Here is a 26599-nt window from a genome sequence, read left to right on the forward strand (position 1 = left end):
CAATGAGTACTGATGATCTGTGGTCGATCGAGGACGTGTCTGCGTTCCTCCGGGTGCCGGTGGGAACGCTTTATCAGTGGCGCTATCGCCGGACGGGTCCACGTGCCTTCAAGGTCGGTCGGCACCTGCGGTACGACCCGGTCGACGTCCGGACTTGGCTCGCCGGACAGGCGGCCTGACATGGGCAGCGTCGAGAAGCGCCTCCGCGACGGCAAAGTCAGCTACCTTGCCCGCTGGCGGGATGACGCTCGCCGGCAGCGGAAGCGCTCCTTTACCCGCAAGGGCGACGCTGACCGGTTCCTCGCTCAGGTCGAAGGCGACATCCTGCGCGGCCAGTACGTCGACCCGTCCGATAAGACGACCGTCGTCGAGTACGCCCGACGCTGGGCCGCTGGCCGCGCCCACCGGCCGACGACCGCCCGCCGGGTGTCCGGGCTGATCGAAACGCACATCGCCGGCACTCCGCTCGGCTCTCGTCGCCTGGCGGCCGTCGTGCCCTCCGAGGTCCAGGCGTGGGCGGCTGACCGGTCCAAGATGCTCGCGCCATCGACCCTGCGGAACCTGGTTGGCCTGTTGCGGTCGGTCTACGCGGCTGCGGTGCTGGATCGGCTTGTCGGCCGCTCTCCCGTGGTGAGAATTAGCCTGCCGTCAGCCCACCGAGAACGCATCGTGCCGCTCACCGTCGACCAGGTGCGCGACCTCGCCGCCTCGATGCCCGCCCGCAATCAGGCCATGGTGATCGCGCAAGCCGGCCTCGGACTTCGCCTCGGCGAGCTGCTTGCACTGCGCGTCCAGGATGTCGACTACGTCGCCCGGACGGTTCGGATCGAATGGCAGTTCGCGCCACAGTCCAAGGTGCGCACCGAGCCGAAGACCCGCCGCTCCCGCCGAACCGTCCCACTGCCCCAGGTGGTGGCGACTGCCATCCGCGAGCACTCGGCGCAGTTCCCGCCGGCTGCTGACGGCACCATCTTCACCACCCGCTTCGCCGGCCCGTACCGGCACGACTACTACGGTTCGCTGATCTTCTCGGCGGCCGTCGAGCGGGCCGGGCTGCCCAAGGGCACCACGAGTCACGACCTGCGGCACCACTACGCCTCGGTATTGCTGATGCAGGGCGAGTCGGTCATCGTGGTCGCTGAACGGCTGGGGCACGAGAACGCGACCTTGGTCCTGTCGACGTACGGCCACCTGATGCCGGACTCGGAAGAACGCACCCGCCGCGCCGTCGATGACGCGTGGGGTTGTGCCCCCGACGTGCCCCCGGGCCACGGCTCAACCGCCTGACCTGCGGGAACAGGCCCGATTCAGACGTTGAAGCGGAACTCCACCACGTCGCCGTCCTGCATGACGTACTCCTTGCCTTCGATGCGGACCTTGCCCGCCGCCTTGGCCGCCGCCATCGAACCAAACTCGACCAGGTCGTGGTAGGAGACCACCTCGGCCTTGATGAAGCCGCGCTGGAAGTCGCTGTGGATGACGCCCGCGGCTTCCGGCGCGGTGGCGCCGACCGGGACGGTCCAGGCGCGCGCTTCCTTGGGGCCGGCCGTGAGGTACGTCTGGAGGCCGAGGGTGCGGAAGCCGACGCGGACGAGCTGGTTGAGGCCGGGCTCGTTCTGCCCGATCGACTCCAGCAGCTCGCGGGCCTCATCGTCGGGCAGGTCCACCAGTTCGGATTCGATCTTCGCGTCCATGAAGACGGCCTCGGCGGGGGCGACCAGGGCGCGCAGCTCGTCGAGGAACGTGGCGTTGGCCAGCTCGGCCTCGTCGACGTTGAAGACGTACAGGAAGGGCTTGGTGGTGAGCAGGTGCAGCTCGCGCAGGTGCTCCAGCTCGATCTTGGCGGCGGCGGCCCCGGAGTAGAGGGTGGTGCCGCCGTCGAGCACCTCGATGGCCGCCTTCGCTGCGGCGACCGCGGCGGCCCGGTCCTTGCGGAGCTTGGCCTCCTTCTCCAACCGGGGCAGCGCCTTGTCCAGGGTCTGCAGGTCGGCGAGGATCAGCTCGGTGTTGATCGTCTCGATGTCGTCGGCCGGGGAGATCTTGCCGTCGACGTGGACCACGTTCGGGTCGGAGAAGGCCCGGACGACCTGGCAGATCGCCGAGGCGTCCCGGATGTTGGCCAGGAAGGCGTTGCCCCGACCCTGCCCCTTGGACGCACCGCGAACCAGGCCGGCGATGTCGACGAACGACACCGGGGCCGGCAGCACCTTCTGCGAGGAGAAGATCTCGGCCAGCTTGCCCAGCCGCTCGTCAGGCAGCCCGACCACGCCGACGTTGGGCTCGATGGTGGCGAACGGGTAGTTCGCCGCCAGCACGTCGTTCTTGGTCAACGCGTTGAAAAGCGTGCTCTTGCCGACGTTGGGCAGGCCGACGATGCCGATGGAGAGACTCACGACGGGCCAGCTTACGCCGGTCGCGTCCAGACCGGTCCAGGCGGCTCCGATCGGGTCGCACCGGACCACCGGTCGCCGCGTCGGCGGACCCCGACGGCGCGGTCCCGTTGCTACCCTTTTCGATGTCGCGTGCGGCGTTAGGGGGCGTTGTGGACCAGGTGACGGAATTCGACCGACTGTTCCAGCAGACCCGACAGGCACTGGCGTCGATGAGGTCGACAGGTCAGGTTCCCGGCGACGATCTGGCCGTCGAGCAGGCGCGGGGCACGGGATCCGCAGCGGGCGGCCAGGTCGAGGTGGTCATGGTCGGCCAGCGGGTCGAGTCGGTGACGGTGGACCCTCGCGCTCTGCGGATGGGTGCCGAACTGCTCGGCGAGCAGATCACCCTGGCGGTCAATGCCGCACTGGACGACCTGCGACTCCAGGCCGGCGAGGCGGCCGTGGACGCGCCGCCGGTGGACCCGGTGGTCCTTGGCGAGAAGCTCGACGAGTTGCAGAACGAGTCGGTGCGCAGCATGGCGGCGATGACCGACGCCCTCACCGATGCGGTGCGGCGCATCCAGCAGTCAGCGAGGTGACGACATGCGCGACGGCCTACAGGTGCATCCACCCGCGCTGCGCCAGGGCGGCGGCCACCTGACGACGGTGGCCGAGCAGCTCGCCGCGCAGTGGGAGGCGCTGCGCGCGCGGACGGCCTCGATGGGCGACATCTTCGGTGACGACGACGTGGGCGGCCTGATCGGCATGTCGTACCAGGCGGCCGAGGAGATCGCGGCGGAGTGCCTCGGGTCGGTCGTCGACGGGCTGCGTGGCTTCGGTGACGGCCTGAGCCTGATGGCCGACCAGTACGACCTGGTCGAGCAGGACAACGACGCCCAGTTCACGACGATGAGCTGGTAGGCGGGTCGATGGGCATCATGCTGCCGGGCGAACTCGCCGGCCTGCTCAACGAGCTGGGCTACACGTGGCCCAAGTCGGACGAGACGAAGATGTTCGAGCTCGGGCAGATGTGGATGGAGATGGCCGACTCGCTGAACAGTGCGGCGGCAGAGGGCACGGCGGCGGCGCAACGGGTGTTGGACGGCAACCAGGGCGACGCGCTGGCCGCGTTCCAGCAGCGCTGGGAGGCCGGCGGGTCGGCGATCTCGGTGCTCCGTGACGGGGGCACCGGTGCGCAGATGGTGGCCGCGACGCTCTTCGTGTGCGCGCTCATCGTCCTCGCCCTGAAGATCAACGTGATCGTCCAGCTGATCATCCTGCTGGTGCAGATCATCCAGGCGATCGCGACGGCCGCGCCGACGTTCGGTGCCTCTCTGCTGGAGATCCCCATCTTCAAGAAGCTCACCGACATCGTCCTCAACATGCTGATCGACCAGGCCATCGGGGTGGTGCTGGGATGACCTCTCCGCTGCCCGAGCTCTACATCGCCGTCGATGTGGAGGCAGACGGCCCGATCCCCGGGCCGTACAGCATGATCTCGCTGGGGATGGCCGTGACCGGTCACCCGGACATGGCCTTCTACACCGAGTTGCGTCCCATCTCCGACGAGTTCGTGCCGGCGGCCCTCGCCGTGTCCGGGCTGGACCGGGAGCGTCTGCTCCGGGAGGCACCCCAGGCGCAGGAGGCGATGGCCGCGGCGGCGGCCTGGGTCAACGGGCTACGCCGGGTCGGGCGCCCGGTCTTCCTCGCCGCACCGGCCGTCTGGGACGGCATGTTCGTGCACTGGTACTTCGTCCGGTTCGTCGGGCACAGCCCGTTCGGTGCGACCGGCTCGGGCGTCGACCTGCGGAGCTACTGGATGGGCCTGACCGGCAGCGAGTGGGTCCAGACCCGAAAAGGCAAAATCAAGCACGAGCTGGGCCTGCACGACGTGCCCCACACACACCACGCCGGGGAGGACGCCGCCGAGCTGGCGCAGGTCTTCGACGCGGTGCTGCGCCGCCGGCAGTCGGACGAGCCGGCGTGACCGGGCGACGCCGGGACCTGCCGGACGGGGCCACAGCGGCCGCCCGGGGCATCGTGGCGAAGGCCGCCCGGAGCATGATGCGCAAGGCCGACGACGTGGCCGGCGAGGCGGCGGAGCAGGCGACCACCCGGGCCGCCCGGCGAGTTCCGCAGGGCTTCACCGAGCGACAGTGGACCCGGTTCGCCCGAGGCGCCCGGCAGACCCAGCGGCAGGCCGGGCTTCCCGACGGCGACCTGGTCGCCCACGGCAGCCGGGTACGCGGCACCGCCCGCCCCGACTCGGACATCGACGTGGCGCTGATCGTCGACGACGACACCTTCTTCAACCTCGCCGAACGCTCCCTGTCGCGGGCGCCGGACGGGACTCGGCTGCGCAAGACCATGTTGCGCCGGATCAACGTGAACGGTCAGCTCGCCAGCTTCGACCTGGGCACCGACTTCACCCATCTGCGCCGCGAGCTGATGGACTCGCACGTGCCGCACAAGGTGCAGTTCTCGGTGCTGCGCCGCGGCGGCAAGTTCGACAACGGCCCGTTCCTCCCGCTCGATTGAGCGGACCCGCATCTGGCAAGGTGGCAGACGTGCAGACGACGTTGCAGTTCCTCATCATGGTCGACGGCCCGCTGACGGCGGCGGAGTTGCTGGACCGGATCCGCACCCGGCTGCCCGACGCGGTGCCCTACCGGCGCGACTCGGTGGACGTACGCGGCAACCTGTTGGAGATCAACCCCAACGAGGACGCCGACCCGCAGCTCGCTGCCACGGACGAGGACGACTACCTCTACTTCCGGTGGCGGGTGGAGCTGACCCCGATGGACAACACCGTCGACGAGGGGCACCAGATCGGCCTGGCCCGAGAGCTGCTGCGGGCGATCGAGGGCCCGCAGGCTCGGGCGACCGTGTGCGCCGCGTTCGAGGACCGGGTCTGACCCGCTCTCAGCCGAGCAGGCGCGGAGCGATGACCGCCTCCCGGACGCTGCCGTCCGCGCCGCGGCTGACCTCGTACGCCGAAACGCCCTCGCGGTCCGCGATTGCCTCGACGAGCCGGGTGCCTCGGTAGACCAGGCCGACCCCGTCGTCGGTGCAGTGGCTGGTCGGCAGCGTCCTGTTGCCGACCAGCTCGTGCATGAGCGGGCGCCGCTGACCCTCGCTGTCGTAGTGCACCCCGTTGCCGTACGGCAGCCAGGCCAGGCCCTCGGTGAAGCCGCGCAGCCGCGTGCCGAAGCTGTCGGTGGCACCGCCGACGTGCCAGCAGATCGAGCCGGCGGAGACGCCGGCCAGCACTACGCCGGCCTGCCAGCATTCGTGCAGGATCTCGTCGAGCCCGTGCACCCGCCAGACCGCGACCAGGTTGGCCACGCTGCCGCCGCCGACCCAGATCACGTCCTGGGCGAGCAGGTGGGCGCGGACGTCCTCGACGTTCGGCATGGGAAACAGGGCGAGGTGCGACAGCCGGAACCGGGTGTCGGCGAACGCGCCGTAGACGGCGGTCAGCGAGGTGGGCTGGTCGCCGACGGCCTGCCCGAGGTAGCAGACCCGCGGCTGCGGACCGGCCTCGGCCAGCTCGGCCGCCAGCTCGAAGACCGGGCTGGGGCGCATGTCGTAAGGCCCCCGGTCGCCCCGGAAGAAGCCCATGCTGGTGGCGACGATGGTCGGTTCGCTGGCGGGCACTGTGGGCGTCCTTCCGTTGGGGCGGTGCGGTGTCCATCCTGCCGCAGCCACCTGGCGGCCGGTCGTCCGCCCGCAACACGACCGACCCAGCCAGGGAGCCGCGATGTGTCACCGCAACCTCAGTCAGTCAGGCCGCCGCTGGCGGGGCACCTGAACCTCGGGCCAATGGCCCGGGGGCAGCTCGTCGAGCGGCCGGTCGGCCGGGGGCAGTTGCGCGGCGGCGGCCCGGGGCAGGGTGAACCGTTCGGCGGCGGCCGGGCCGGCTGCGACCGACTCGCGCAGCATCCAGCGCACCTCGTCGGCCGTCCAGCCCAGCGCTGGCCGGGCCGCGATCTCCCGGACCAACCGTCGGCCGGCCCGGGTGTCGTCGTCGTAGAAGCGCATGCACCAGTGGTGCGTCCACATGCCGAGCGCCCGCAGGCCCGCGTCGTCGAGTGAGCCGGCCAACCGGCCGCAGGCGGTGTCGGAGAAGATCTGCTCGGGATCGCCCGCCCGGTCCCGTTCGATGGCGCCGACCGCGGCCGGCGCCACGGCCCGCATCCGGCGGTAGAAGGACTGCGCCACCGCGCGAGGCAACGGCGGGAACGCGCCCTGTGTCGATGCCGCCGCCCGACCCGCCACGCTCGCCATTCGCCGCACCCCTTCTTGAGTTGGTGGCCGGACGTTACCCGCCACGACCGACACTTTCGGGCGGAAAATCCGCCCTCCACCGTGGATAGCCAGGATGACCTGGGGCGTCTGTCTGGGTGACAACGAAATGGGGTGGTGGGTGGACGAGGACGAGCGAGCCCGGTTGGCCGAGTTCGTCGCCAGCCGGACTCCGGCGCTGATGCGGGTCGCGTACCTGCTGACCGGGAACCGCAGCGCCGCCGAGGACCTGTTCCAGTCGGCGTTGGCGCGGACCATCCCCAGGTGGGGAAGCATCCGGCACGCCGACCCGGAGGGGTATCTGCGCGTGGTGATGTACCGCGAGCAGATCAGCTGGTGGCGGCGACTGCGTCGGTGGCGGGAGACGCCGCTCAACCCCGCCGACGAACCGGTCGGCGCCGACCCTAGCGGCGGCTCAGACGTGCGGTTGGCGATGCGTGCCGCGCTGGGCCACCTGCCACCGGCGCAGCGGACGGTGGTGGTCCTGCGCTACTACGAGGACCTGCCCGAAGCCCAGGTGGCCGAGTTGCTGGGCTGCTCGGTGGGCACGGTGCGCAGCCGCACCCACCGGGCGGTCAGCCGACTGCGGGCGCTCCTGCCGGAGATCGAACTGCTGGAGGTACGGCGATGAGCGACCCCGTCGAGCACCTCATCCGCACCACCCTCATCGACCTGGCCGAGGAGGCACCGATCGTGCATGACCAGTTGAATCGAGCGGAACGGCGGGTGCGCAACCGGCGCCGCACCACGGTGACGATGGGGGCGGTGGGCACCCTGGCGGCGATCCTGATCGCCACTCCGATCGCCCTGGCCGCGACCGGCTCGGACGGACCTCCACCGGCCGCGCCCAGCCCGGCGGGCCCGGCGGGCGCGCCAGTCCCCAACCCGTCCGGGCCGCCCGGCGTGCCCAGCCAGCCCGGCCCGGTGCTGCCAGGCACGCCGAGCCCGTCGGGACCTCCCGGCATGCCTGGCAGGCCGGGCGAACCCGGCGTGCCGGGCAAGCCGAGCCCAATGCGACCGTCGGCATCGCTGAGCCCACCCGTCCCGCCCGGCGAGCCGAGCCCGATGCGGGCGTCGGTCACCCGGGTCCCCGCCGAGCCGGGTGGGGGGCCCGCCCCGGCGAGCTGATCAGATCCGGTCGGGCCGGGCGGTCTCCCGCCCGGTCCGACCGCCCCCTGAGCTGTCGAGCGAGGAGCCGTCGGAGATCCCGGTCACCATCACCCGGCATTTCCCGCACCGGCATGCGCTGCCCAGCACGGCGAACAGGGCGTGGTTTGCCAAGGCCGGCGCGGCCGACCCACTCTTGAGCCATGACCGAGCACGGACACCCGACGACGCGCGAGCTGCGGGGGCAGGGGTGAGCGCCGCCCTGGCCCGGGTGCCTGGGTCACTCACCGGGCAGATCGTCACACCCGGAGATCGCCGGTACGCGCAACTCCGCTCGACGTACACCACGACCGCGTCACCGGCCGCCGTCCTGCTGCCGAAGACCACCGCCCAGGTGGTCGCGGCGATCCGTTACGCGCGGGAACAGCGGCTGCCCATCGCCGTCCGCAGCGGCGGGCACGGCTTCTCCGGCGTCTCGTCCAACAACGGCGGGCTGGTCATCGACCTGTCGATGCTCAACCGGGTGCAGGTGCTCGACGAGCGGTCCGGGCTGGTCCGGGTCGAGGCGGGTGCCCGCTGGGCGAATGTCGCGAAGGCGCTGGCCCCGTACGGCCTGGTGATCAGCTCGGGTGACCACGGCGGTGTCGGCGTCGGCGGCCTGGCCACCGGTGGCGGGGTCGGCTGGCTGGTCCGCTCCTACGGCCTCACCATCGACCGCGTTCGCGCGGTGGAGGTGGTGCTCGCGGACGGGACGGAGGTACGCGCCGACGCGGAGCACGAGCCGGAGCTGTTCTGGCTGGTCCGGGGTGCCGGCGCGGGTGCGGGGATCGTGGTGGCGTTCGAGATCGAGGCCACCGAGCAGCGCAACGTCGGGGTGGCACAACTGGTCGTCGAGGCGCACCCGGATGGCCGAACCGTTCGGGAGTGGGCGGCGTACCTGGCGCAGGCCCCGCGGGAGCTGTCCGCGGCCGCCATGCTGTACGCGGAAGGCCGGTCGGCACTCATGTCGATCACCGCCGTGGTCGCCGCCGAGAGCCTGCGCCGGGTTCGGCCCGTGGTGGAGCCGCTGCTGGCCATCGGGAAGGTCCTCGAACATCGGACCGACCTGATGCCGTACCCGACCCTGGTGCCGACCGCGCACCTGCACCCGAACGTTGGGCAGCAGCGGGGCACGACCACCAACGGCCTGTTCAGCGGGTTGGACGAGGCCGGTGCGCGGGCGGTGACGCGGGCGGCGACCGGGCCGGGGCGGGCGGTGATCCAGCTCCGTTCGCTGGGCGGAGCGGTCAACGATGTCGCCCCCGACGCGACCGCCTACCCGCACCGGCATCAGGACACGATGGTCATCGCCTCGGTGTTCCCACCGCAGGGTGGCCCGGCGCTGGACGCCGCCTGGCGGGCCGCCGGCGCCCGTGCCGACGGTATGTACGTCAACTTCGAGAGCCGGCCGGACCCGGCGGCGTTCGACCGGATCTACCCGGGCGAGACCGGGGCCCGGGTGCGGCGGCTGTGGCGACGGTACGACCCGGACGGCGTGTTCCGGTCGGCCCTGCTGACCGCCCGACCCGGGCAGCCTTCCCGATCCGGTCAGCCCACGCGGTCCGGTCAGCCCGCCCGATCCGGGCAGCCTTCCCGGTCCGGCCAGCCCACGCGGTCGGGGCAGCCCCACCGACGCCGCCGCTGATCGTCGGGCCGTCGGGCCAGCGGCTGACCCGGCGGCACGCCCAGGTCCGATTCCCGCCAGCCGGAGGCCCGCTGCGCGGGGCATCATCGGTGACATGGAGATGGACTTCGAGCGGTGTTACCGGGCCGTGGACAGCCGTGACCAGCGGTTCGACGGCTGGTTCTACACCGGCGTGACGTCCACCGGGATCTACTGCCGGCCGTCCTGCCCGGCGACCACCCCCAAGAGGCAGAACGTCCGGTTCTTCCCGTCGGCGGCCGCCGCACAGGGTGCCGGGTTGCGCGCCTGCCGCCGCTGCCGGCCGGACGCCACGCCCGGCTCACCCCAGTGGGACGTCCGCGCCGACGTGGTCGGCCGGGCGATCCGGCTGATCGCCGACGGGGTCGTCGACCGGGACGGCGTACCGGGGTTGGCCTCCCGCCTGGGCTACACGGAGCGGCACCTGCACCGGATGCTGAGCGCCGAGATGGGCGCCGGGCCGCTCGCGCTGGCCCGGGCCCAGCGGGCACAGACCGCCCGGATCCTGATCGAGACAACCGACCTCGGGATGGCCGAGATCGCGTTCGCCGCCGGGTTCGGCAGCGTGCGGCAGTTCAACGACACGCTCCGCGAGGTGTACGCGAGCGCCCCCTCCGACCTGCGGACGGCCCGTGGCCGCCAGCAGGCACCGGCCGGGGCGGGGACCATCGCGCTCCGGCTCGCGTACCGCCCGCCGCTGCACGCCCAGGCGCTGCTGGACTTCCTCGCGGCGCGGGCGTTGCCCGGCGTGGAGGAGGTCCGCGACGGGACGTACCACCGGGGTTTGCTGTTGCCACACGGCATCGGCCAGGTGGCGCTGACCCCGGCGGACGGGTACGTGGCGGCGACGCTGCGGCTGGCCGACCTGCGTGACCTGGCGCCGGCGGTGGCACGCTGCCGCCGGCTGCTCGACCTGGACGCGGACCCGGCGGCCGTCGACGCCACGCTCGCCGCCGACCCGGCGCTCGCCCCGGCGGTCGCCGCCGAACCCGGCATCCGGATCCCCCGCGCGGTGGACGGCTTCGAGCTGGCCGTTCGCGCCATCATCGGCCAGCAGATCTCGGTCACCTCCGCTCGAACAACCCTCACCCGCCTCCTGGCCTCCGCCCGCGTTGATCATGAAGTTATTGCCAACGGCACCGGCGTGTCGCGACAACAACTTCATGATCACCGGAGCGAAGGGGGGCCTGGGGAGGCCGGGGAGGGTGGGGGGGCTGGGGAGTTGGGGTGGTTGCGGGGGTTTTTGAGCGCTGAGGAGGTGTTGGGGGTGCCGGACTCTGGGTTTGGGATGCCGGTGGGGCGGCGGGAGACCTTGCGGGGGCTGGCTCGGGCGGTCGTTGACGGGTCCGTGGACTTCGCGGCTGGTGTCGATCGGGCGGAGACCGTGCGGCGGCTGCTGGCGCTGCCCGGCATCGGCCCGTGGACCGCCAACTACCTGGCCATGCGCGCCTTCGGCGACCCGGACGTCCTGCTCAGCACCGACCTCGCGGTCCGGCGCGGCGCCGCCGCGCTCGGCCTGCCCGCCACCCCGACAACCCTCGACGGGTACGCCGACCGCTGGCGTCCCTGGCGGTCCTACGCAACGATCAGACTCTGGAGAGCGGCATGAACATCGACAGCACCGTCCTGAGCACACCGACCGGCCCGTTGAGCATCCTCGCGGGCCCGGACGGCGACGTACGGGCGGCCGGCTTCACCCCGGACCCGACGGCGCTGCTGCCCCTGGTCCACCCGACCCTACGGGCGACGCTGCGGCAGCGGGCCGACCTCGGCCCGGTCAGCGCGGCGGTCCGGTCCTACCTGGACGGTGACCTCACCGCCATCGACGCGGTGCCGGTCCGTCAGCTCACCGGCGGAGAATTCATGGCGCACGCCTGGCAGGTGCTGCGCGAGGTGCCGCCGGGCACACCGGTCACCTACACCGGGTACGCGGCGCTGGCCGGCCGGCCACCGGCGGTGCGCGCAGCCGCGGCTGCCTGCGCCCGCAACGCGGCGGCACTGTTCGTGCCCTGCCACCGGGTCCTTCGCACCGATGGCACCCTCGGTGGCTACCGCTGGGGGCTGGACGTGAAGAGGTGGCTTCTCGGTCATGAGCAACGCGTGACAACAACCTGACAGGGGCATCGACACCTATTGACGCTACCGTCGGGTAGTGCCTGTGGAGAGCGACGGCGACCCGGCTGCCCGGGCCGCTGTGGGCCCCCACCCCGTGCACAACCTCTGGCGGCTGCGCCCCTACCTGCGTCCGTACGCCGCCGAGTTCGCCTGGCTGCTCGTCGCGGGGCTCGCCGGCACGGCGGCCGGGATCGCCGTGCCGCTGGTCGTGCAACGGGTGGTGGACGGGCCGGTGGCCCGACACGAACCTCGCGGGCTGCTCCAGCTCGGCGGCCTGGCGTTGCTGCTCGGGGTGGTCGAGGCGGTCCTCATCTTCATCCGCCGATGGGTGCAGTCCTCCTCGGCGGTGGGCATGGAGGCGGCGCTGCGCGCCGACGTCTACGCCCACCTGCAACGGTTGCCGACGAGCTTCCACGACCGCTGGCAGTCCGGCCAGTTGCTCTCCCGGATCACCAGCGACCTGTCGGTGATCCGCCGGTTCCTCTCCTTCGGCGTGTTCTTCCTGGTGCTCAACCTGACCACCTACGTGGTCGTGATCGCGCTGCTGATCGACCTGCACCCGGCACTCGGGGTGCTGGTCGCGGCCAGCGCGGTGCCGCTGCTGCTGATCAGCCGCCGGTTCGGGCGGCACTACCATGCCGCGTCCCGGCGGATGCAGGACCAGCAGGGCGACGTGGCGACCCTGGTCGAGGAGACCGCGCAGGGCCTGCGCACCATGAAGGCGTACGGCCGGGGGCCCGAACTGGCCGCCCGCTTCGCCGGTGGAGCCCGGAGGCTGCACGACACGGGCGTCGGCAAAGGGCGGTTGCTGGCCAACACCTCGGCGCTGCTCGACCTGGTGCCCAACGTGACCCTGGGCGTGGTGCTGGTGGCCGGGGCGGCCTCCGCCGCGGAGGGCACGCTCACCATCGGCGAACTGGTCGCGTTCGTCAGCCTCCAACTGATGCTCATCTGGCCGGTGCAGTCGCTGGGCTGGATCATCGCCAACGGTCAGGAGGCCGCCACCGCCGCCGACCGGATTCAGGAGGTGCTGGACACCCCACCCCAGATCGTGGACGTGCCGGGCGCACTCGCACTGCCCCGCGACGCGGTCCACGGCCGGCTCCGCTTCGAGCGGGTCGCGTTCAGCTACCCGGGCGCCACCACACCGGTGCTGCGCGAGATCGACCTGACCATCGAGCCGGGCGAGACACTGGCCCTGGTCGGTGCCACCGGCTCAGGCAAGAGCACGCTGCTCTCTCTGGTGCCCCGGCTGCACGAGGTGACCGCCGGCCGGATCACCGTGGACGGGCACGACCTGCGCGAGCTGCGACTGGCCTCACTGCGCCGACTGGTCGGGGTGGCGTTCGAGGAGCCCACGCTCTTCTCCATGTCGGTGCGGGAGAACCTCACCCTGGGTCGCCCGGACGCCGGCGACGACGACGTCCGCGCGGCCCTCGCGCTGGCCCAGGCCGATTTCGCGTACGACCTGCCGTGGGGGTTGGCCACACGGGTGGGTGAGCAGGGGTTGTCCCTCTCCGGCGGGCAACGGCAACGGCTCGCGTTGGCGCGGGCCGTGCTCGGCCGACCGGCGGTGCTGGTGCTGGACGACCCGCTCTCGGCTCTCGACGTGCACACCGAGGCGCTGGTCGAGGCGGCTCTGCGGCGGGTCCTGCGCAACAGCACCGCGCTGTTGGTGGTGCACCGGCCGTCGACGATAGCGCTGGCCGACCGGGTCGCCCTGCTCGAAGACGGGCGGATCACCGCGATTGGCCGGCACTCCGAGCTGCTGGCCACCGTGCCGGCGTACCGGGCGCTGCTCGCCGCTGAGCCACCCGCCGGGCATCCCCCGCCAGCCGGAGCCGCCGGGCCGAGGCCGTCCCCTTCGGACGGATGGGGGCTGGTGCACTCGTGACGGTGCCGAAGCAGGCCGACCCACCGCCCGAGGAGGAGCCGGAGCTCACCCGCTGGCGCGGAACCGCCACCGACCCGGAGGCCGACCGGAGCCGAGCCGAGGACACCGCACCCGAGGCGGTGGCCCGGCTGCGGCAGCTCAGCCGGGCGCTGCTGGCCAACCTGCTCCACCCGCACCGGAGACGACTCACCGCCGCAGTCGGTCTACTGCTGGCCCAGAACGCCGCCGCGATGACCGGCCCCTACCTGGTCATGGTCGGCATCGACCGGGCCGTCCCGCCGCTGCGCGCCGGCGACCCTGGCCCGCTGGTCGCCGTCGCCGGGGCGTTCGCGGCCGCCTCGGTGACCGAGTACGCGGCCCGCCGCGGGTTCCTCACACTCTCCGCCCGGATCGGCCAGGCCGTCCTGCTGGACCTGCGGCAGCGGGTGTTCGGGCACTTCCTGCGACTGTCGGTGGGTTTCCACGAGCGGTACACCTCCGGCCGGATGGTGTCCCGGCTCACCAGTGACCTGGACTCGATCGCCGAACTGGCCGACGGCGGGATCGACAGCCTGGTGCTGGCCGGGCTGTCGATCGTGTCGGTGGCCGCCATCCTGCTCTGGCTGGATCTGCCGCTGGCTGCCGTGACGCTGTTCGCCTTCCCGTTCCTGTTCGGGCTCTCCCGCTGGTTCGCCCGGTCGTCGGCCAGCGCGTACCGGCGAACCCGGGACGCGGTCGCGCTGGTCATCGTGCACTTCGTCGAGTCGATGCGGGGCATCCGGGCGGTGCAGGCGTTCCGCCGGGAGCCGCGCAACCAACGAATCTTCGTGGCGCTCGGCGACGACTACCGACGCAGCAGCCTGCACGCGTTCCGGCTGATCGCCACGTACTCGCCCGCGATCAAGCTGATCGGCAACGTCACGGTGGCGGTGGTGCTCTGCTACGGCGGCTGGCGGGTGCTCGACGGACGGACCGAGGTCGGTGTGCTCGCCGCGTTCCTGCTCTACCTGCGCCGCTTCTTCGAGCCCATGCAGGAGCTGAGCCAGTTCTACAACTCCCTGCAGTCGGCCACCGCCGCCCTGGAGAAGCTGGCCGGGGTGCTCGACGAACGGCCCGCTGTCGTCGAGCCGACCCGGCCCACACCGCTGCCGACCGGCCCCGGTCGCGGCGAGTTGACCTTCCAGGCGGTCTCCTTCGGATACCGCGCGGACACCCCGATCCTCGCCGGGCTGGAGCTGACCGTGCCGGCCGGGCAGACCGTGGCGCTGATCGGGCCGACCGGTGCGGGCAAGTCGACCATCGCCAAGCTGGTCGCCCGGTTCCACGACCCGGACACCGGCACGGTCCGGCTGGACGGGGTCGACCTGCGCGACGTGAGCGACGCCGACCTGCGCCGCGCCGTGGTGTTGGTGACGCAGGAGAACCACCTGTTCAGTGGGACCGTGGCGGAGAACATCCGGTTCGGCCGCCCGGCCGCCGACGACGCCGCCGTCCAGGCCGCCGCGCGGGCGATCGGCGCGCACAGTTTCATCGCCGCCCTACCCGAGGGGTACGCCACCCAGGTGCACCGACGCGGCGGCCGGCTCTCCGCCGGGCAGCGGCAGCTGGTCGCGTTCGCCCGGGCGTTCCTGGCCGACCCGACCGTGCTGATCCTGGACGAGGCGACGTCGTCGCTGGACGTGCCGACCGAACGGCTGGTGCAACGGGCACTCGGCACCATCCTGCGCGACCGCACCGCCGTCGTGATCGCGCACCGACTCTCCACCGTGGAGACCGCCGACCGGGTGCTCGTCCTCGACGGCGGGCAGGTCGTCGAGGACGGCCCACCCGCCGTGCTGGCCGAGGCCGACGGCCGGTACGCGACCCTGCACCGGCAGTGGCGCGATTCGCTGATCTAGCGGGGCGCCCCGGTCGGTGGCCGTTTCCGCTGGCCGGTGTGTTCGGCAGCAACTACGTGGCTCCGCACCCGCGAGGTGCCTACGATCGCAGGATGACCGATACGGCGAGGACGGCCCGCGCCGGCGTTCCCGAGCGTCCGACCCTGGACGGGCTCGAGGAGAGCTGGGCACGCCGCTGGCAGGAGGAGGGCACGTACGCGTTCGACCGCAGCAAAGAGCGGGTCGACGTGTACTCCATCGACACCCCGCCGCCGACCGTATCGGGCGAGTTGCACATGGGGCACGTGTTCTCGTACACGCACACCGACACCGTCGCCCGGTACCAGCGGATGCGCGGCAGGGCCGTCTTCTACCCGATGGGCTGGGACGACAACGGCCTGCCCACCGAGCGTCGCGTGCAGAACGTGTACGGGGTGCGCTGCGACCCGGCGCTGGCGTACGACCCGGTGTGGCGGCCACCGGCGGCCCCGGTCGACGACGCTGCCCGCCGCGACCCCACCCCGATCTCCCGGCGCAACTTCATCGAGCTGTGCGAACGGCTCACGGTCGCCGACGAGCAGGTCTTCGAGGCGCTGTGGCGGCGGCTCGGGCTCTCGGTCGACTGGTCGTTGACATACACGACGATCGGCCGGATCGCGCGGGCCACCAGCCAGCGGGCGTTCGTGCGCAACCTGCTCCGGGGTGAGGCGTACCAGTCGGAGGCGCCGACCCTGTGGGACGTCGGCTTCGCCACGGCGGTCGCCCAGGCCGAGCTGGAGGACCGGGAGCGCCCCGGTGCCTACCACCGGCTGCGGTTCAGGGAGCCGAGCGGGCGCGAGGTGCTCATCGACACCACCCGGCCCGAACTGCTGCCGGCCTGCGTGGCACTGGTCTGCCACCCGGATGACGATCGGTACGCCGAGCTGGTGGGCGGCACGGTGCGCAGCCCACTGTTCGACGTCGAGGTGCCGGTGTACGCCCACCCGCTCGCCGACCCGACCAAGGGCACCGGCCTCGCGATGGTCTGCACGTTCGGCGACCTGACCGACGTGACCTGGTGGCGGGATCTCGAACTCGACACCCGGGTGGTCATCGGCCGCGACGGCCGGCTGCTTCCCGAGCCGCCGGCCGGGGTGCCGGCGCAGCCGTACGCGGCGCTGGCCGGGCAGACCGTCAACGGCGCCCGCCGGACGATCGTCGGGATGCTGGCCGACGTGGGTGACCTGATCGGCGAGCCGCGCCCGATCACCCACCAGGTCAAGTTCTACGAACGCGGCGACCGACCGCTGGAGATCGTCTCGACCCGACAGTGGTACCTGCGCAACGGCGGCCGGGATGCCGAGCTGCGGGCGACGCTGCTGGCCCGGGGCGAGCAGTTGCACTGGGTGCCAGCGCACATGAAGCACCGCTACGACAACTGGGTCGGCGGCCTGACCGGTGACTGGCTGGTCAGTCGGCAGCGCTTCTTCGGGGTGCCGGTGCCGGTGTGGTACCGGCTCGACAACACTGGCGAGCCGGACTGGTCCCACCCTCTCACGCCGGACGAGTCCGCGCTGCCGGTCGATCCATCCAGCGACCCGGCGCCCGGCTACGACGAGTCGCAGCGCGGCCAACCGGGCGGCTTCATCGGTGACCCGGACGTGCTGGACACCTGGGCCACCTCGTCGTTGACGCCGCAGATCGTCGGCGGCTGGGAGACCGACCAGGACCTGTTCGCCCGGATCTTCCCGATGGATCTCCGTCCACAGGGGCAGGAGATCATCCGGACCTGGCTCTTCGACAGCGTGGTCCGTTCGCACTTCGAGCACGGGGTGCTGCCCTGGCGGGACACCGTGCTCTCGGGCTGGATCCTCGACCCGGACCGCAAGAAGATGGCCAAGTCCAAGGGCAACGTGGTCACCCCGTTGGCGCTGTTGGAGCAGCACGGCTCGGACGCGGTGCGCTATTGGGCGGCCAGCGGCAAGCCCGGCATGGACCTGGCCTTCGATCCGGCGCAGATCAAGGTCGGCCGGCGGCTGGCGACCAAACTGCTCAACGCGTCCAAGTTCGCGCTCGGGCTGGGCGCGGCGGACGCGCTGCGCTTGCCGGCGACCGCACCACTGGATCGGGCCATGCTCGCCGAGCTGGCCACCGTGGTCACCGCCGCGAGCACCGCCTTCGACTCGTACGACCACACGGCGGCGTTGCAGGCGACCGAGGCGTTCTTCTGGCGGTTCTGCGACGACTACATCGAGCTGGTCAAGGAACGCGCGTACGGCACCGGAGCGGCGGCCGACTCGGCGCGTGCCGCGCTGGCCTCAGCGCTGTCGGTGCAGCTGCGGCTGTTCGCCCCGGTGCTGCCGTACGTGACCGAGGAGGTCTGGTCGTGGTGGCGGTACGGCTCGGTGCACCGGGCGCCGTGGCCCACCACCTACGAGGTGGCCCGGACCATCGAGGGGACGGGTGAGCCGGCGCTGCTGCGGCTCGCCGGTGACGCGTTGAGCCAGGTCCGACGGGCCAAGTCGGAGCGGAAACTGTCGATGAAGGCGGAGGTGCCGCTGGCCGAGGCGCTCGGCCCGGCGGCGCTACTGGAACAGCTCACCCTGGTCGCCGACGACCTGCGCGCGGCCGGCCGGATCGGCAAGCTCGATCTGCTCCCCGACCGCACCCCGGAGCTCGTCATCGCCTGCGCCTTCTGACCTGCGTCCGCCGCCTGTTCCGCCGGAGCGGCCGCGTCCGCCGCCGCCCACCCCGCCGGGGCGGCGACGGACGGGCCGTCACCAGCCGCGCAGGAAGCGCAGCCCGAGCAGGAACGCGATCACGGCGGGCCCCACCAGCAGGGTGATCGCCTGGAGGCGGTACGGCATCCGGTGCCGGGTCAGCTCCCCCGCGTTGCCCAGCACGATGGCCCCGGCCAGCATCAGGAACCCGCCCCACCAACCGGTCTCCAGGTGGATCAGAGTCACCCGGATCAGTTGCAGGGTCAGGCCGAGCAGCGCGCCGGTCAGCGCGAGCAGGGCCACCGCCCGGTGCAGGCCGCGGGCCAGCGGGTGGGCCGCCCGCCAACCGTAGGTGCCGGCGACCGCCAGGCAGGGCAGCACCACCATCAGCGGCCAACCCCGCCCCATCACGCCGAACATCAGCAGCGCCCCCACCGCGAACACCAGGGTGCCGACGCAGGCGAGCATGTACCCGGCGAAGGCCCGGCCACCGCCCCGAGCCAGCAACGGCCCGCCGCTGGCAGCGATCAACGCGGCCGGGATCAGGATGAACACGGCCCACCAGTGGAACTGGCCGGTGCCCTGAGCGGCCGTGGCGACCGTGGCACAGGCCAGCCCGGCGACCGCCAGGCTGGTCAACCACGGCCGGCTGCTCCGGGAGTACGGCTCAGCCAACGACGTCCGCTCCGCTTCGACGCTCACGCCCACCAGCCTGGCCGGTGGCGCCCCCGCCGGTACATCCGGCCAGCCCTACCGCCATACGGTGGCTGGCCGGAACACCGCCTCGCACCGGTCTCAGCTCGTCTCGCCGGCCACGCTGAACGAGCGCAGGCGGTCGATGGCCAGCACGGTGAAGCCGACGCTGACCAGCGCGGTCATCACCGACGCCACGGGCACCGACACGGTGGTCTCCAGCAGCCCACTGGGGGCGAGCTTGTCGGCGAGAGCGATCACGTACTGCTGGATGGAGAGCACCTTCGTGCCGCTGACGAAGTTGCCCAGCAGCCCTTCCCAGATCAGCACGTAGACCAGGCCGAGCAGCACCGGCCTCCGCGTGACCAGGCTGAGCGCGAGGAACAGTGCCGAATACGCCAGCGCACCGAGCGTCGCCGCGGCGGCCAGCGCCAGGCCGAGGCGTACCGAAGCGGCCAGCACGCCCGCGACGTAGAGGGGCACCGCGACGGTGACCGCGGTGACCCCGGCGGCCACGGCCAGCTTGGGCAGCACGATCTGCCAGCGCGGCAACGGCTTGGTGAGGATGTGCACGACGGTGCCGTCGTCGATCTCGGCGCCGAGCACACCGGTGCCGATGATCAGCGCCACCACCGGCAGCACCACGGCCAACCCGAGGCCGACCAGCACCGGCGGCCCCCACTGGCCCGGGTCCACCCCCAGCGAGCGGCAGAGCACGGCCAGCCCGAGCAGCACCAACGGCAGCGGGAGCAGCAGCAGGAACCGGCGGCGGCCGAACAGCCCGCGCGCGGTGATCCAGGTAATGGTCGACATCTCTATGCCTCCACCAGGTAGGAGAAGACGCTCTCCAGGGACTCGTCGGACGGCACCAGCTGGCGCACTCGGATGCCTTTGTTCAGTGCGATCCGGGGTAGCGCCCGGGTGAACGCGCCATAGTCACCGGCCCGCACGGTCAGGCCGGTCGGGTCCAACTCGACCCCACTCACCGACGGCTCGGCGATCAGCGCGACGGCCAACGCCCGGTCGTCGGTGGAGCGCACCGCGAAGACGTGCGGGCGGTTGGTCATCAACCGGCGGATGGTCCGGAAGTCGCCGGAGGCCGCCAGTCGGCCGGCCACCATCACCTGCACCGTCCCGGAGACCTGCTCGACCTCCTCCAGGATGTGCGAGCTGAACAGGATCGTCCGGCCGGCGTCGCCCAGGGTGTGCAGCAACTGCATCATGTGCAGCCGCTGCCGCGGGTCCATTCCGTTGAACGGCTCGTCGAGCAGCAGCACCTGCGGGTCGTGCACCAGCGCGGCGGCCACTCTTGCCCGTTGCCGCATGCCCTTGGAGTACGTGCCGATCCGGCGGTCCTGCGCCGACTCCAGCTCCACCAGGTCGATGGCCCGCCGGGCCGCCGCCGCGGGGTCGGCCAGCCGGTGCAGCTTCGCGCTGGCCAGCACGAACTCGTACGCGGTGAGGAAGCCCTGCACCGCCTCCCGCTCGCTGACCAACCCCAGCCGTCGGTAGACGCCGGGGGTGCGCCAGGTCGGCTCGTCGTCGAGGGTCACCGTGCCCCGTGACGGGGAGAGGAAGCCGGCCATCATGTGCAGCAGCGTGGTCTTGCCGGCGCCGTTCGGGCCGAGCAGCCCGGTCACCCCCGGCCCGAGGGTCATGCTGATGTCATTGACCGCGACCACGTTGCCATACCACCGGGACACCCCGGTCAGGCTCAGCGTGCTCATCAGGAGGCGACCTTCCGGTAGCGGGCCAGCAGGAGGGCGGTCGCGCCGGCGACCAGCAGCACCGCGGCCAGGGCGTAGACCGGGCCGAACCTGCCGATCATCATCTCGCCCGGATCGCCCTCGACCAGCAGGTCACCCAGCGACCAGATGCCCACCCCCTGCACCAGCGTGGAGGGCGAGGCAAGCCCGGCCAGCTCGTTGGCGGCGCGCGACGGCAGGATGCTCAGCACACCGACGATCGGGGTGGTCATCAGGAAGACCGCCACCACCCCACCGGCGGCGAAGGCGCGCTTGCCGGTCAGCGAGGCGACCAGCAGGCCGACCGAGGCGAAGACCACCGCCCACAGCCCGGCGTAGAGCAGCCCGGGCAGCAGGTCGAGCAGCTCGTTCCACACCCCGCGCATGCCCTCCTTGGTGGTGAACGCGGCACCCAGGAACATCACCAGCTGCGGCCCACCGAGCAGCAGCCAGAGCGCCGTGACCAGCGCCAGGAGCTTGGCCAGCGCGTAGTCGGAGCGCGGCAGGGGCCGGGAGAAATACAGCGGCAGCACACCGCTGCGCAGGTCCCGGGAGACCAGCTCGGGTGCGGCCACCGCGACGAAGAAGATGACCAGCCAGCTCATCGAGTCGGCGAACTGGGCGTACGTGGCGACCGGCTCGCCGATCTGGCTGCGTACCGCTGTCAGGGCCACCGCGACCAGGGTGACGATGCCGACCACCAGCCACGGGAAGATCTTGGCCTTGGCGCTGCGCCCGAAGCCGAACGTGGTGCGCAGCCCGTGCACGTAGAGCGCGCCGAAGACGTGCCGCCGGCCCAGCCTCGGGCCCTCGTAACGTTGGTAGCCGATGTCGTGGATGACGCCGGTGGGCGTGGACCGCACGGCGGCGGAAGACGGCTCAGGCATGAGTGAGCTCCCTCGTGGCGAAGAGTTCGGCCACCCGGTGCCGGCGCTGGTCCAGTCGGTGCAGTGGCAGGTCCAGTTCGGCGACCGCGCCGAGTATCAGGTCGTAGGTGCCGTCGTCGGCGAGAGGTACGAGTAGCAGTCGCCCGTCCCGCGCCACCGTCAGCTTCAGCTCGGCGAGCCGGGCGGCAAGCTCCTCGGTGCCCTCACTGACCTCCACGGCGAGCACGTCGGTGGCCGTGGTCATCGCGGAGATGTGGTCGGCGCGCAGCAACCGGCCGCCGTCGATGGCGATCAGCGTGTCGCAGATCCGCTCCACCTCGCCGAGCAGGTGCGAGCAGACCAGCACGGAGATGCCGAACTCGGTGCCAATCCGGTGCACCAGGGCCAGCATGGCGTCGCGGCCGGCCGGGTCCAGACCGTTGGTCGGCTCGTCGAGCAGCAGCAGGTCGGGGTCGTGCACCAGCGCCTGGGCCAGCTTGACCCGCTGCTTCATGCCGGTGGAGTAGCCGCCGACCGGGCGGTAGCGCTCCTCGTAGAGCCCCACGTGCCGCAGTGCCTCGGAGGCGCGCTCGCGAGCGGCGGTGCGTGGCAGGCCGCTCATCCGGCCGAGGTGGGTGACCAGCTCGGCGGCGGACAGGTCCGGCGGGAGGCAGTCGTGCTCGGGCATGTAGCCGACCCGGGCGCGGACCGCCGCCGGGTCGGCGGTCGGGTCGATGCCGAGCACCGAGACCTGACCGCTGGTCGGGGCGATCAGGCCGAGCAGAATCTTGATCAACGTGGATTTGCCGGCGCCGTTCGCGCCCACCAGGCCGATGATCCCGGGCTCGACGGCGACGGTGAGGTCGGCGAGCGCGGTGACCCGACCTCCGTACGTCTTGGTGAGCGACTGGGTCGCGATCAGTGTCACGCTGCCCAGCGTAGGGAGTCGATGCCCATCACGGACACCGGCGCGCCCCCGGCGCTCCCCTGATCCTTGCCGCAGCGGACCCCTAAGGTCCGCCGCCTCGGGCGGTCGAGACGTTTTGGCCGGTCCGGCGTTCGGCCCCACCCCGCCTCTGAAAAGGCCCGTCCGGGGTGACACCATTCACCTCCCGTTCACCAGGCAGCAGTCCACCGTCCACCTGGCGCACCGGGCCATCACGATTGACTTCGGCGCCCTCAACGGCGGCCGGACCAGGGGTAGCTGGCTGCTCAAGGCCCGGATCACCAACGCGGGCTGGACCGAGGACGCGCGGCTGCCGCTGGTGTTCATCTGCCGGGCCGACGGCTCGCGGCCCCGGATCCGCGACGAGCGGAAGGTATGGAACCGGGTGCGGTCGGCGGTGGGTCGGCGGATCCGGCGCTGATCCGCCGACCGGGGTCGTGGAGTGGCGGCCTCGACCGATCGGCGGTCGGCTGCGAAACTGTGTGCCGGTCAGCGAGTGGGGGGTGTGGATGAGCAACGGCTGGGTGCTGCCCGACGAGGTGCTGCGGGACGCGCCGGCGTACACGCCGCGTCCCGGTGAGCTCGCGGATCTGGAGCTGCTGCTGACCGACGCGTACGCCCCTCTGACCGGTTTCATGACCCGCGCCGACCTGGTCTCGGTCAGCCGACGCGGTCGGCTGGCCGACGGCGTTCCGTGGCAGGTCGCGGTGACCCTCCAGGTGCCGGCCGCGCTGGCCCAGAGCTTCGATCCGCGCGACCCGGCCCGCCGGGCGCTGGTGCTGACCGACGGCGAGGGCGCGCCGACTGCTGCCCTGGACGTGGCGGACGTCTGGCAGGTACGCGAGGGTGTGGCCGGGGTGGGCGGCCAGGTCCGGCGACTGGGCGACGGTGGCCACGGCCCGTTCCAGCGACTGCGCCGCAGCCCGGAGGAGGTCCGCGCGCTGCTGCCCCCGGGCCGGGTGCTCGGGGTGATCGCCGACCGGCCGCTGCATCGCCCGCAGCTGGCCCAGATCGCCCATGCCGTCCGCACCTTGGCCGCGCACCTGCTCGTGATGATCCCGGTCGGTGAGGGTGGCGTCGGTGGGCTCCCGCCGGAGGCGCTGGTGCGTACGATCTTCGCCGCCCGGGACCGGATGCCGCCCGCCACCCTCGTCGCGGTGCCGCTGTCGCACCGACGGGAGGAGATCAGCGACGCGCTGTTGCGCGCCCGGGTCTCCGCCGCGTACGGGGTCACCCACCTGCTCTCCACGGGGGAGATGCTCTCCGGTGCCGGGCTGCGGGTGTTGGTGCCGCGCGAACTCGCGTACGACAACCGGGACGGCCAGTGGCGCTGGCGGGAGGACATCCCACCGCGCAACCGTCGGCTCGCGCTGACCCAGCAGGAGATCGACGACCTGCTCGACCGGGGCTTCCCGTTGCCGGAGTGGCACACCCCGCCGGCCGTGGCGAGGGAGTTGGCCCGGGCCCGGCCGCCGCGCCGGCACCGAGGGCTGGTGGTCTTCATGACGGGCCTCTCCGGCTCCGGCAAGTCGACCGTCGCCCGAGGGTTGGCGGACGCGTTGCGGGAAAGCGGCGACCGCACGATCACCCTGCTCGACGGGGACGTGGTGCGCCGGGAACTCTCCGCCGGGCTGGGCTTCAGCAAGGCCGACCGGGATCTCAACGTCCGACGGATCGGCTGGGTGGCTGCCGAGATCGCCCGGCACCGTGGGGTGGGTGTCTGCTGCCCGATCGCCCCGTACGCGGCAGCCCGCGCGACCGCCCGTGAGATGGCCCTGGCCGCCGGGGCGGGTTTCGTGCTGGTACATGTCGCTACCCCGCTGGAGGTGTGTGAGCGTCGGGACCGCAAGGGCCTGTACGCGCGAGCGCGGGCCGGCCTGCTCACCGGAATGACGGGCATCGACGACCCGTACGAGGAGCCGACCGACGCCGACCTGGTGCTCGACACCACCGACCTGAGTGTGGCGGACGCGGTGCAGGCGGTGTTGCACCATCTGACCGAGACCGGCTGGGTGGAGCTGAAGATCCCGTCCGCCTGAGGCGTCGCCGCACCCCGTTCCTTCCACCCCTGTCCACCACGCGCTAGTGTTCATCTTTGTTGGAACACGTTTGACCGCGTGAGAGTACGTGGACCCCCGGGAGGCACGGCGAATGCTCGCTCAGCAGCGGCAGGTGGCCATCCTGGAGCGGGTCCGGTCAACCGGCGGCGTCCGGGTCAGTGAGCTGGCAGGCGAGTTCGGTGTCTCCGACATGACCATCCGGCGCGATCTGGAGTCGCTGCACGAGCGCGGCCTGCTGGCCAAGGTGCACGGCGGCGCCACCACAACCGGGCCGAGCTCGACCGACGAGCCGGGCTTTCACGCCAAGTCGGTCCGCCAACTGCCGGAGAAGGCGGCCATCGCGGACCGGGCGGCCCAACTGGTCCGGCCTGGCGCGGCGGTCGCGCTCTCCGCCGGCACCACCACGGCCGAACTGGCCCGGAGGCTGGTGGACGTGCCCGGCCTGACCGTGGTGACCAACTCGCTGCCGGTGGCCGAAATCCTGCACGCCGGTGGTCGACCGGACCAGACGGTGGTGCTGACCGGCGGCGTACGCACGCCGTCGGACGCGCTGGTCGGCCCGCTCGCGGTCGGGGCCGTCCGGTCACTGCACCTGGATCTGCTCTTCCTGGGCGTACACGGCATCACCGAGCGAGCGGGCTTCACCACCCCGAACCTCATGGAGGCCGAGATCGACCGGGCGCTCGTGGCCGCGGCGGACCGGCTGGTGGTGCTCGCCGACCACACCAAGTGGAGCACGGTGGGCATCTCCTCGATCATCGAGCTGGCCGCAGCACACGTACTGGTCAGCGACGACCGGTTGCCTCCGCCCGCACGACGGGTACTCGGCGAACAGGTGGGCGAATTGATCATGGTGAAGGCGACAGGGGCGGGCCGCGCGACGCGCACGCCGACGAGTGAGGGGGCGGCGCAGTGAAGCGCACCGCGATCGACCTGGCCGACGGCCGGGAGCTGATCTACTTCGACGAGCGCGACGACGCGGTCCGTGACCGGCCGGACCGTCGGGACCTGCCGCCGCCGCCCCCCGCATCCCAGCTGCGCTATGACCCGCTGACCGACGAGTGGGTGGCGGTCGCCGTGCACCGGCAGACCCGCACCTTCCTCCCACCGGCGAACGAGTGCCCGCTCGACCCGTCGGTGGGCGACCGGCTGACCGAGATCCCCGCGCCTGACTACGACGTGGTGGTCTTCGAGAACCGGTTCCCGTCGCTGAGCGGCCGGGTGGCCGACGAGCCCGGGGAGATCACCCCGTTCACACCGGTCCGGCCGGGCCTCGGGCGGTGCGAGGTGGTGTGCTTCACCTCGGACCACAACGCCTCCTTCGCCAGCCTGCCCCCGCGCCGGGTTCGCACCGTCCTGGACGCACTCGCCGACCGCACCGAGGTGCTCGGCGAACTTCCCGGCGTGGAGCAGGTCTTCTGCTTCGAGAACCGGGGCGTCGAGATCGGCGTCACGCTGCACCACCCACACGGGCAGATCTACGCGTACCCCTTCGTGACGCCGCACACCCGCGCGCTGCTGGCCGCGGCGCGCCGGCACGCGGAGCGGACCGGCGGGGGCAACCTGTACGCGGACGTGCTGGCCGCCGAACGCGCCACCGGCGACCGGGTGGTCGCCGAGAACGAACACTGGACGGCGTTCGTCCCGGCGGCTGCCCGCTGGCCGTTCGAGGTGCACGTCGCGCCGCGCCGCGTGGTGCCGGACATCCCGGCGCTCAGTGACAGCGAGCGGGACGCCTTCGGGCCGCTGTACCTGGATCTGCTGCGCCGCTTCGACGGCCTGTTCGACATGCCGATGCCGTACATCTCGGCCTGGCACCAGGCCCCGGTGCGGATCGACCGGGAGTTGGGCCACCTGCACCTGCAGTTGTTCAGCATCCGGCGAGCCAAGGACAAGCTGAAGTACCTGGCGGGCTCCGAGTCCGGGATGGGTGTCTTCATCAACGACATCTCCCCCGAGCGCGCCGCCGACCTGCTGCGCGCCGCCTGATCCAGGCGGAAACGCACCGCCGCCTGAGATGTCCGGGAAACAGGGCGCGGGGGGCCCGGGACAGGGCCCCCCGCAGGGAAGGGACGGCTGGCTGTGCACGGCACAGCCGGGAAGGCTGGCTGATCGGCGCACGGGTGCCGCGGGTCGACCGTGGTCAACCTTCCTTGGACGCGACTGGCATCTCGTCCATCCTGGTCAACGAGGCGCGCCGACCGGAGTGACGCCAACTGGCGCGCCACCGCCGGACACG

General features: G+C 72.0%; 28 protein-coding genes. 20 read left to right on the top strand and 8 right to left on the bottom strand.

Going from position 1 to position 26599, the window contains the following annotated elements:
• Positions 1–2 precede the first annotated feature (2 nt).
• Both ABZT18_RS05715 and ABZT18_RS05720 read left to right on the top strand, forming a co-directional pair.
• Entirely contained in the window at positions 3–179 is a 177-nt protein-coding gene (locus ABZT18_RS05715) for a helix-turn-helix domain-containing protein (RefSeq protein ID WP_355250613.1), read from the top strand.
• A gap of 1 nt (position 180) precedes the next feature.
• Positions 181–1287, top strand: coding sequence for a site-specific integrase (locus tag ABZT18_RS05720; RefSeq protein WP_355250616.1), 1107 nt, complete (start codon positions 181–183; stop codon positions 1285–1287).
• Between the two features lie 20 nt (positions 1288–1307).
• Here ABZT18_RS05720 and ychF read toward each other — a convergent pair whose 3' ends face one another.
• Positions 1308–2393: a redox-regulated ATPase YchF gene (gene ychF, locus ABZT18_RS05725; RefSeq protein ID WP_354995156.1), complete on the bottom strand. Its 1086-nt coding sequence runs from the start codon at positions 2391–2393 to the stop codon at positions 1308–1310.
• A gap of 158 nt (positions 2394–2551) precedes the next feature.
• Here ychF and ABZT18_RS05730 point away from each other — a divergent pair, with 158 nt between their 5' ends.
• From ABZT18_RS05730 to ABZT18_RS05755, 6 genes are read left to right on the top strand one after another with little or no spacing between them, the layout of a single operon-like run.
• Positions 2552–2971: a YbaB/EbfC family nucleoid-associated protein gene (locus ABZT18_RS05730; RefSeq protein WP_354995155.1), complete on the top strand. Its 420-nt coding sequence runs from the start codon at positions 2552–2554 to the stop codon at positions 2969–2971.
• 4 nt (positions 2972–2975) lie between these two features.
• Entirely contained in the window at positions 2976–3293 is a 318-nt protein-coding gene (locus tag ABZT18_RS05735; RefSeq protein WP_355250619.1) for a hypothetical protein, read from the top strand.
• A gap of 8 nt (positions 3294–3301) precedes the next feature.
• Positions 3302–3793, top strand: coding sequence for a hypothetical protein (locus ABZT18_RS05740; RefSeq protein ID WP_354995153.1), 492 nt, complete (start codon positions 3302–3304; stop codon positions 3791–3793).
• Positions 3790–4359 (top strand): exonuclease, encoded by a 570-nt coding sequence (locus ABZT18_RS05745; protein WP_354995152.1) that lies wholly within the window; start codon positions 3790–3792, stop codon positions 4357–4359. Before ABZT18_RS05740 ends, ABZT18_RS05745 begins: the two co-directional genes overlap by 4 nt.
• Positions 4356–4910, top strand: coding sequence for a nucleotidyltransferase domain-containing protein (locus ABZT18_RS05750; protein WP_355250622.1), 555 nt, complete (start codon positions 4356–4358; stop codon positions 4908–4910). Before ABZT18_RS05745 ends, ABZT18_RS05750 begins: the two co-directional genes overlap by 4 nt.
• Positions 4911–4939: 29 nt before the next feature.
• Positions 4940–5287, top strand: coding sequence for a hypothetical protein (locus tag ABZT18_RS05755; protein WP_354995150.1), 348 nt, complete (start codon positions 4940–4942; stop codon positions 5285–5287).
• A gap of 7 nt (positions 5288–5294) precedes the next feature.
• Here ABZT18_RS05755 and ABZT18_RS05760 read toward each other — a convergent pair whose 3' ends face one another.
• Positions 5295–6029 (bottom strand): peptidase E, encoded by a 735-nt coding sequence (locus ABZT18_RS05760; RefSeq protein ID WP_355250624.1) that lies wholly within the window; start codon positions 6027–6029, stop codon positions 5295–5297.
• 123 nt (positions 6030–6152) lie between these two features.
• Positions 6153–6659, bottom strand: coding sequence for a hypothetical protein (locus tag ABZT18_RS05765; RefSeq protein ID WP_355165627.1), 507 nt, complete (start codon positions 6657–6659; stop codon positions 6153–6155).
• Positions 6660–6798: 139 nt separating this feature from the next.
• Between ABZT18_RS05765 and ABZT18_RS05770 the strand changes: the two genes are divergently transcribed.
• The 8 genes from ABZT18_RS05770 to valS all read left to right on the top strand — a co-directional run bounded on the left by ABZT18_RS05770 (position 6799) and on the right by valS (position 18029).
• Entirely contained in the window at positions 6799–7308 is a 510-nt protein-coding gene (locus ABZT18_RS05770) for a SigE family RNA polymerase sigma factor (RefSeq protein ID WP_355250627.1), read from the top strand.
• Positions 7305–7805, top strand: coding sequence for a hypothetical protein (locus ABZT18_RS05775; RefSeq protein ID WP_355250630.1), 501 nt, complete (start codon positions 7305–7307; stop codon positions 7803–7805). Before ABZT18_RS05770 ends, ABZT18_RS05775 begins: the two co-directional genes overlap by 4 nt.
• Positions 7806–8034: 229 nt before the next feature.
• The gene (locus ABZT18_RS05780) at positions 8035–9468 is read left to right on the top strand and encodes an FAD-binding oxidoreductase (protein ID WP_355250633.1); all 1434 of its coding nucleotides are present in this window, start codon (positions 8035–8037) and stop codon (positions 9466–9468) included.
• Between the two features lie 94 nt (positions 9469–9562).
• On the top strand, positions 9563–11095 hold the full coding sequence (locus ABZT18_RS05785; RefSeq protein ID WP_355250636.1) for an AlkA N-terminal domain-containing protein: 1533 nt from the start codon (positions 9563–9565) through the stop codon (positions 11093–11095).
• Positions 11092–11601 (top strand): methylated-DNA--[protein]-cysteine S-methyltransferase, encoded by a 510-nt coding sequence (locus tag ABZT18_RS05790; protein ID WP_354995144.1) that lies wholly within the window; start codon positions 11092–11094, stop codon positions 11599–11601. Before ABZT18_RS05785 ends, ABZT18_RS05790 begins: the two co-directional genes overlap by 4 nt.
• A gap of 37 nt (positions 11602–11638) precedes the next feature.
• Positions 11639–13495, top strand: a complete 1857-nt coding sequence (locus tag ABZT18_RS05795; RefSeq protein ID WP_355250639.1) for an ABC transporter ATP-binding protein — start codon at positions 11639–11641, stop codon at positions 13493–13495.
• Positions 13474–15372 (top strand): ABC transporter ATP-binding protein, encoded by a 1899-nt coding sequence (locus ABZT18_RS05800; protein ID WP_355250642.1) that lies wholly within the window; start codon positions 13474–13476, stop codon positions 15370–15372. The genes ABZT18_RS05795 and ABZT18_RS05800 overlap by 22 nt, the downstream gene beginning before the upstream one ends.
• Positions 15373–15464: 92 nt before the next feature.
• Positions 15465–18029 (top strand): valine--tRNA ligase, encoded by a 2565-nt coding sequence (valS, locus tag ABZT18_RS05805; protein WP_355250645.1) that lies wholly within the window; start codon positions 15465–15467, stop codon positions 18027–18029.
• A gap of 78 nt (positions 18030–18107) precedes the next feature.
• Here valS and ABZT18_RS05810 read toward each other — a convergent pair whose 3' ends face one another.
• The 5 genes from ABZT18_RS05810 to ABZT18_RS05830 all read right to left on the bottom strand — a co-directional run bounded on the left by ABZT18_RS05810 (position 18108) and on the right by ABZT18_RS05830 (position 22282).
• Entirely contained in the window at positions 18108–18752 is a 645-nt protein-coding gene (locus ABZT18_RS05810; RefSeq protein WP_354995140.1) for a hypothetical protein, read from the bottom strand.
• 93 nt (positions 18753–18845) lie between these two features.
• Positions 18846–19556, bottom strand: coding sequence for an ABC transporter permease subunit (locus tag ABZT18_RS05815; RefSeq protein ID WP_355250648.1), 711 nt, complete (start codon positions 19554–19556; stop codon positions 18846–18848).
• A 2-nt stretch (positions 19557–19558) separates the two neighbouring features.
• Positions 19559–20470, bottom strand: a complete 912-nt coding sequence (locus ABZT18_RS05820) for an ABC transporter ATP-binding protein (protein ID WP_355250651.1) — start codon at positions 20468–20470, stop codon at positions 19559–19561.
• Entirely contained in the window at positions 20470–21375 is a 906-nt protein-coding gene (locus ABZT18_RS05825) for an ABC transporter permease subunit (protein ID WP_354995137.1), read from the bottom strand. The genes ABZT18_RS05820 and ABZT18_RS05825 overlap by 1 nt, the downstream gene beginning before the upstream one ends.
• Entirely contained in the window at positions 21368–22282 is a 915-nt protein-coding gene (locus ABZT18_RS05830) for an ABC transporter ATP-binding protein (RefSeq protein ID WP_354995136.1), read from the bottom strand. The genes ABZT18_RS05825 and ABZT18_RS05830 overlap by 8 nt, the downstream gene beginning before the upstream one ends.
• A 115-nt stretch (positions 22283–22397) precedes the next feature.
• Here ABZT18_RS05830 and ABZT18_RS05835 point away from each other — a divergent pair, with 115 nt between their 5' ends.
• The 4 genes from ABZT18_RS05835 (at position 22398) to galT (ending at position 26349) form a co-directional block, all read left to right on the top strand.
• A complete protein-coding gene (locus ABZT18_RS05835; RefSeq protein WP_354995135.1) occupies positions 22398–22721 on the top strand; it encodes a hypothetical protein in 324 nt (107 codons plus the stop codon).
• An 88-nt stretch (positions 22722–22809) separates the two neighbouring features.
• A complete protein-coding gene (gene cysC, locus ABZT18_RS05840; protein WP_354995134.1) occupies positions 22810–24339 on the top strand; it encodes an adenylyl-sulfate kinase in 1530 nt (509 codons plus the stop codon).
• A gap of 112 nt (positions 24340–24451) precedes the next feature.
• The gene (locus ABZT18_RS05845) at positions 24452–25276 is read left to right on the top strand and encodes a DeoR/GlpR family DNA-binding transcription regulator (protein WP_354995133.1); all 825 of its coding nucleotides are present in this window, start codon (positions 24452–24454) and stop codon (positions 25274–25276) included.
• Entirely contained in the window at positions 25273–26349 is a 1077-nt protein-coding gene (gene galT / locus ABZT18_RS05850) for a galactose-1-phosphate uridylyltransferase (protein ID WP_354995132.1), read from the top strand. The genes ABZT18_RS05845 and galT overlap by 4 nt, the downstream gene beginning before the upstream one ends.
• Positions 26350–26599 lie beyond the last annotated feature (250 nt).

Source organism: Micromonospora sp. NPDC005291 (assembly GCF_040607415.1).
Lineage (GTDB): Bacteria > Actinomycetota > Actinomycetes > Mycobacteriales > Micromonosporaceae > Micromonospora.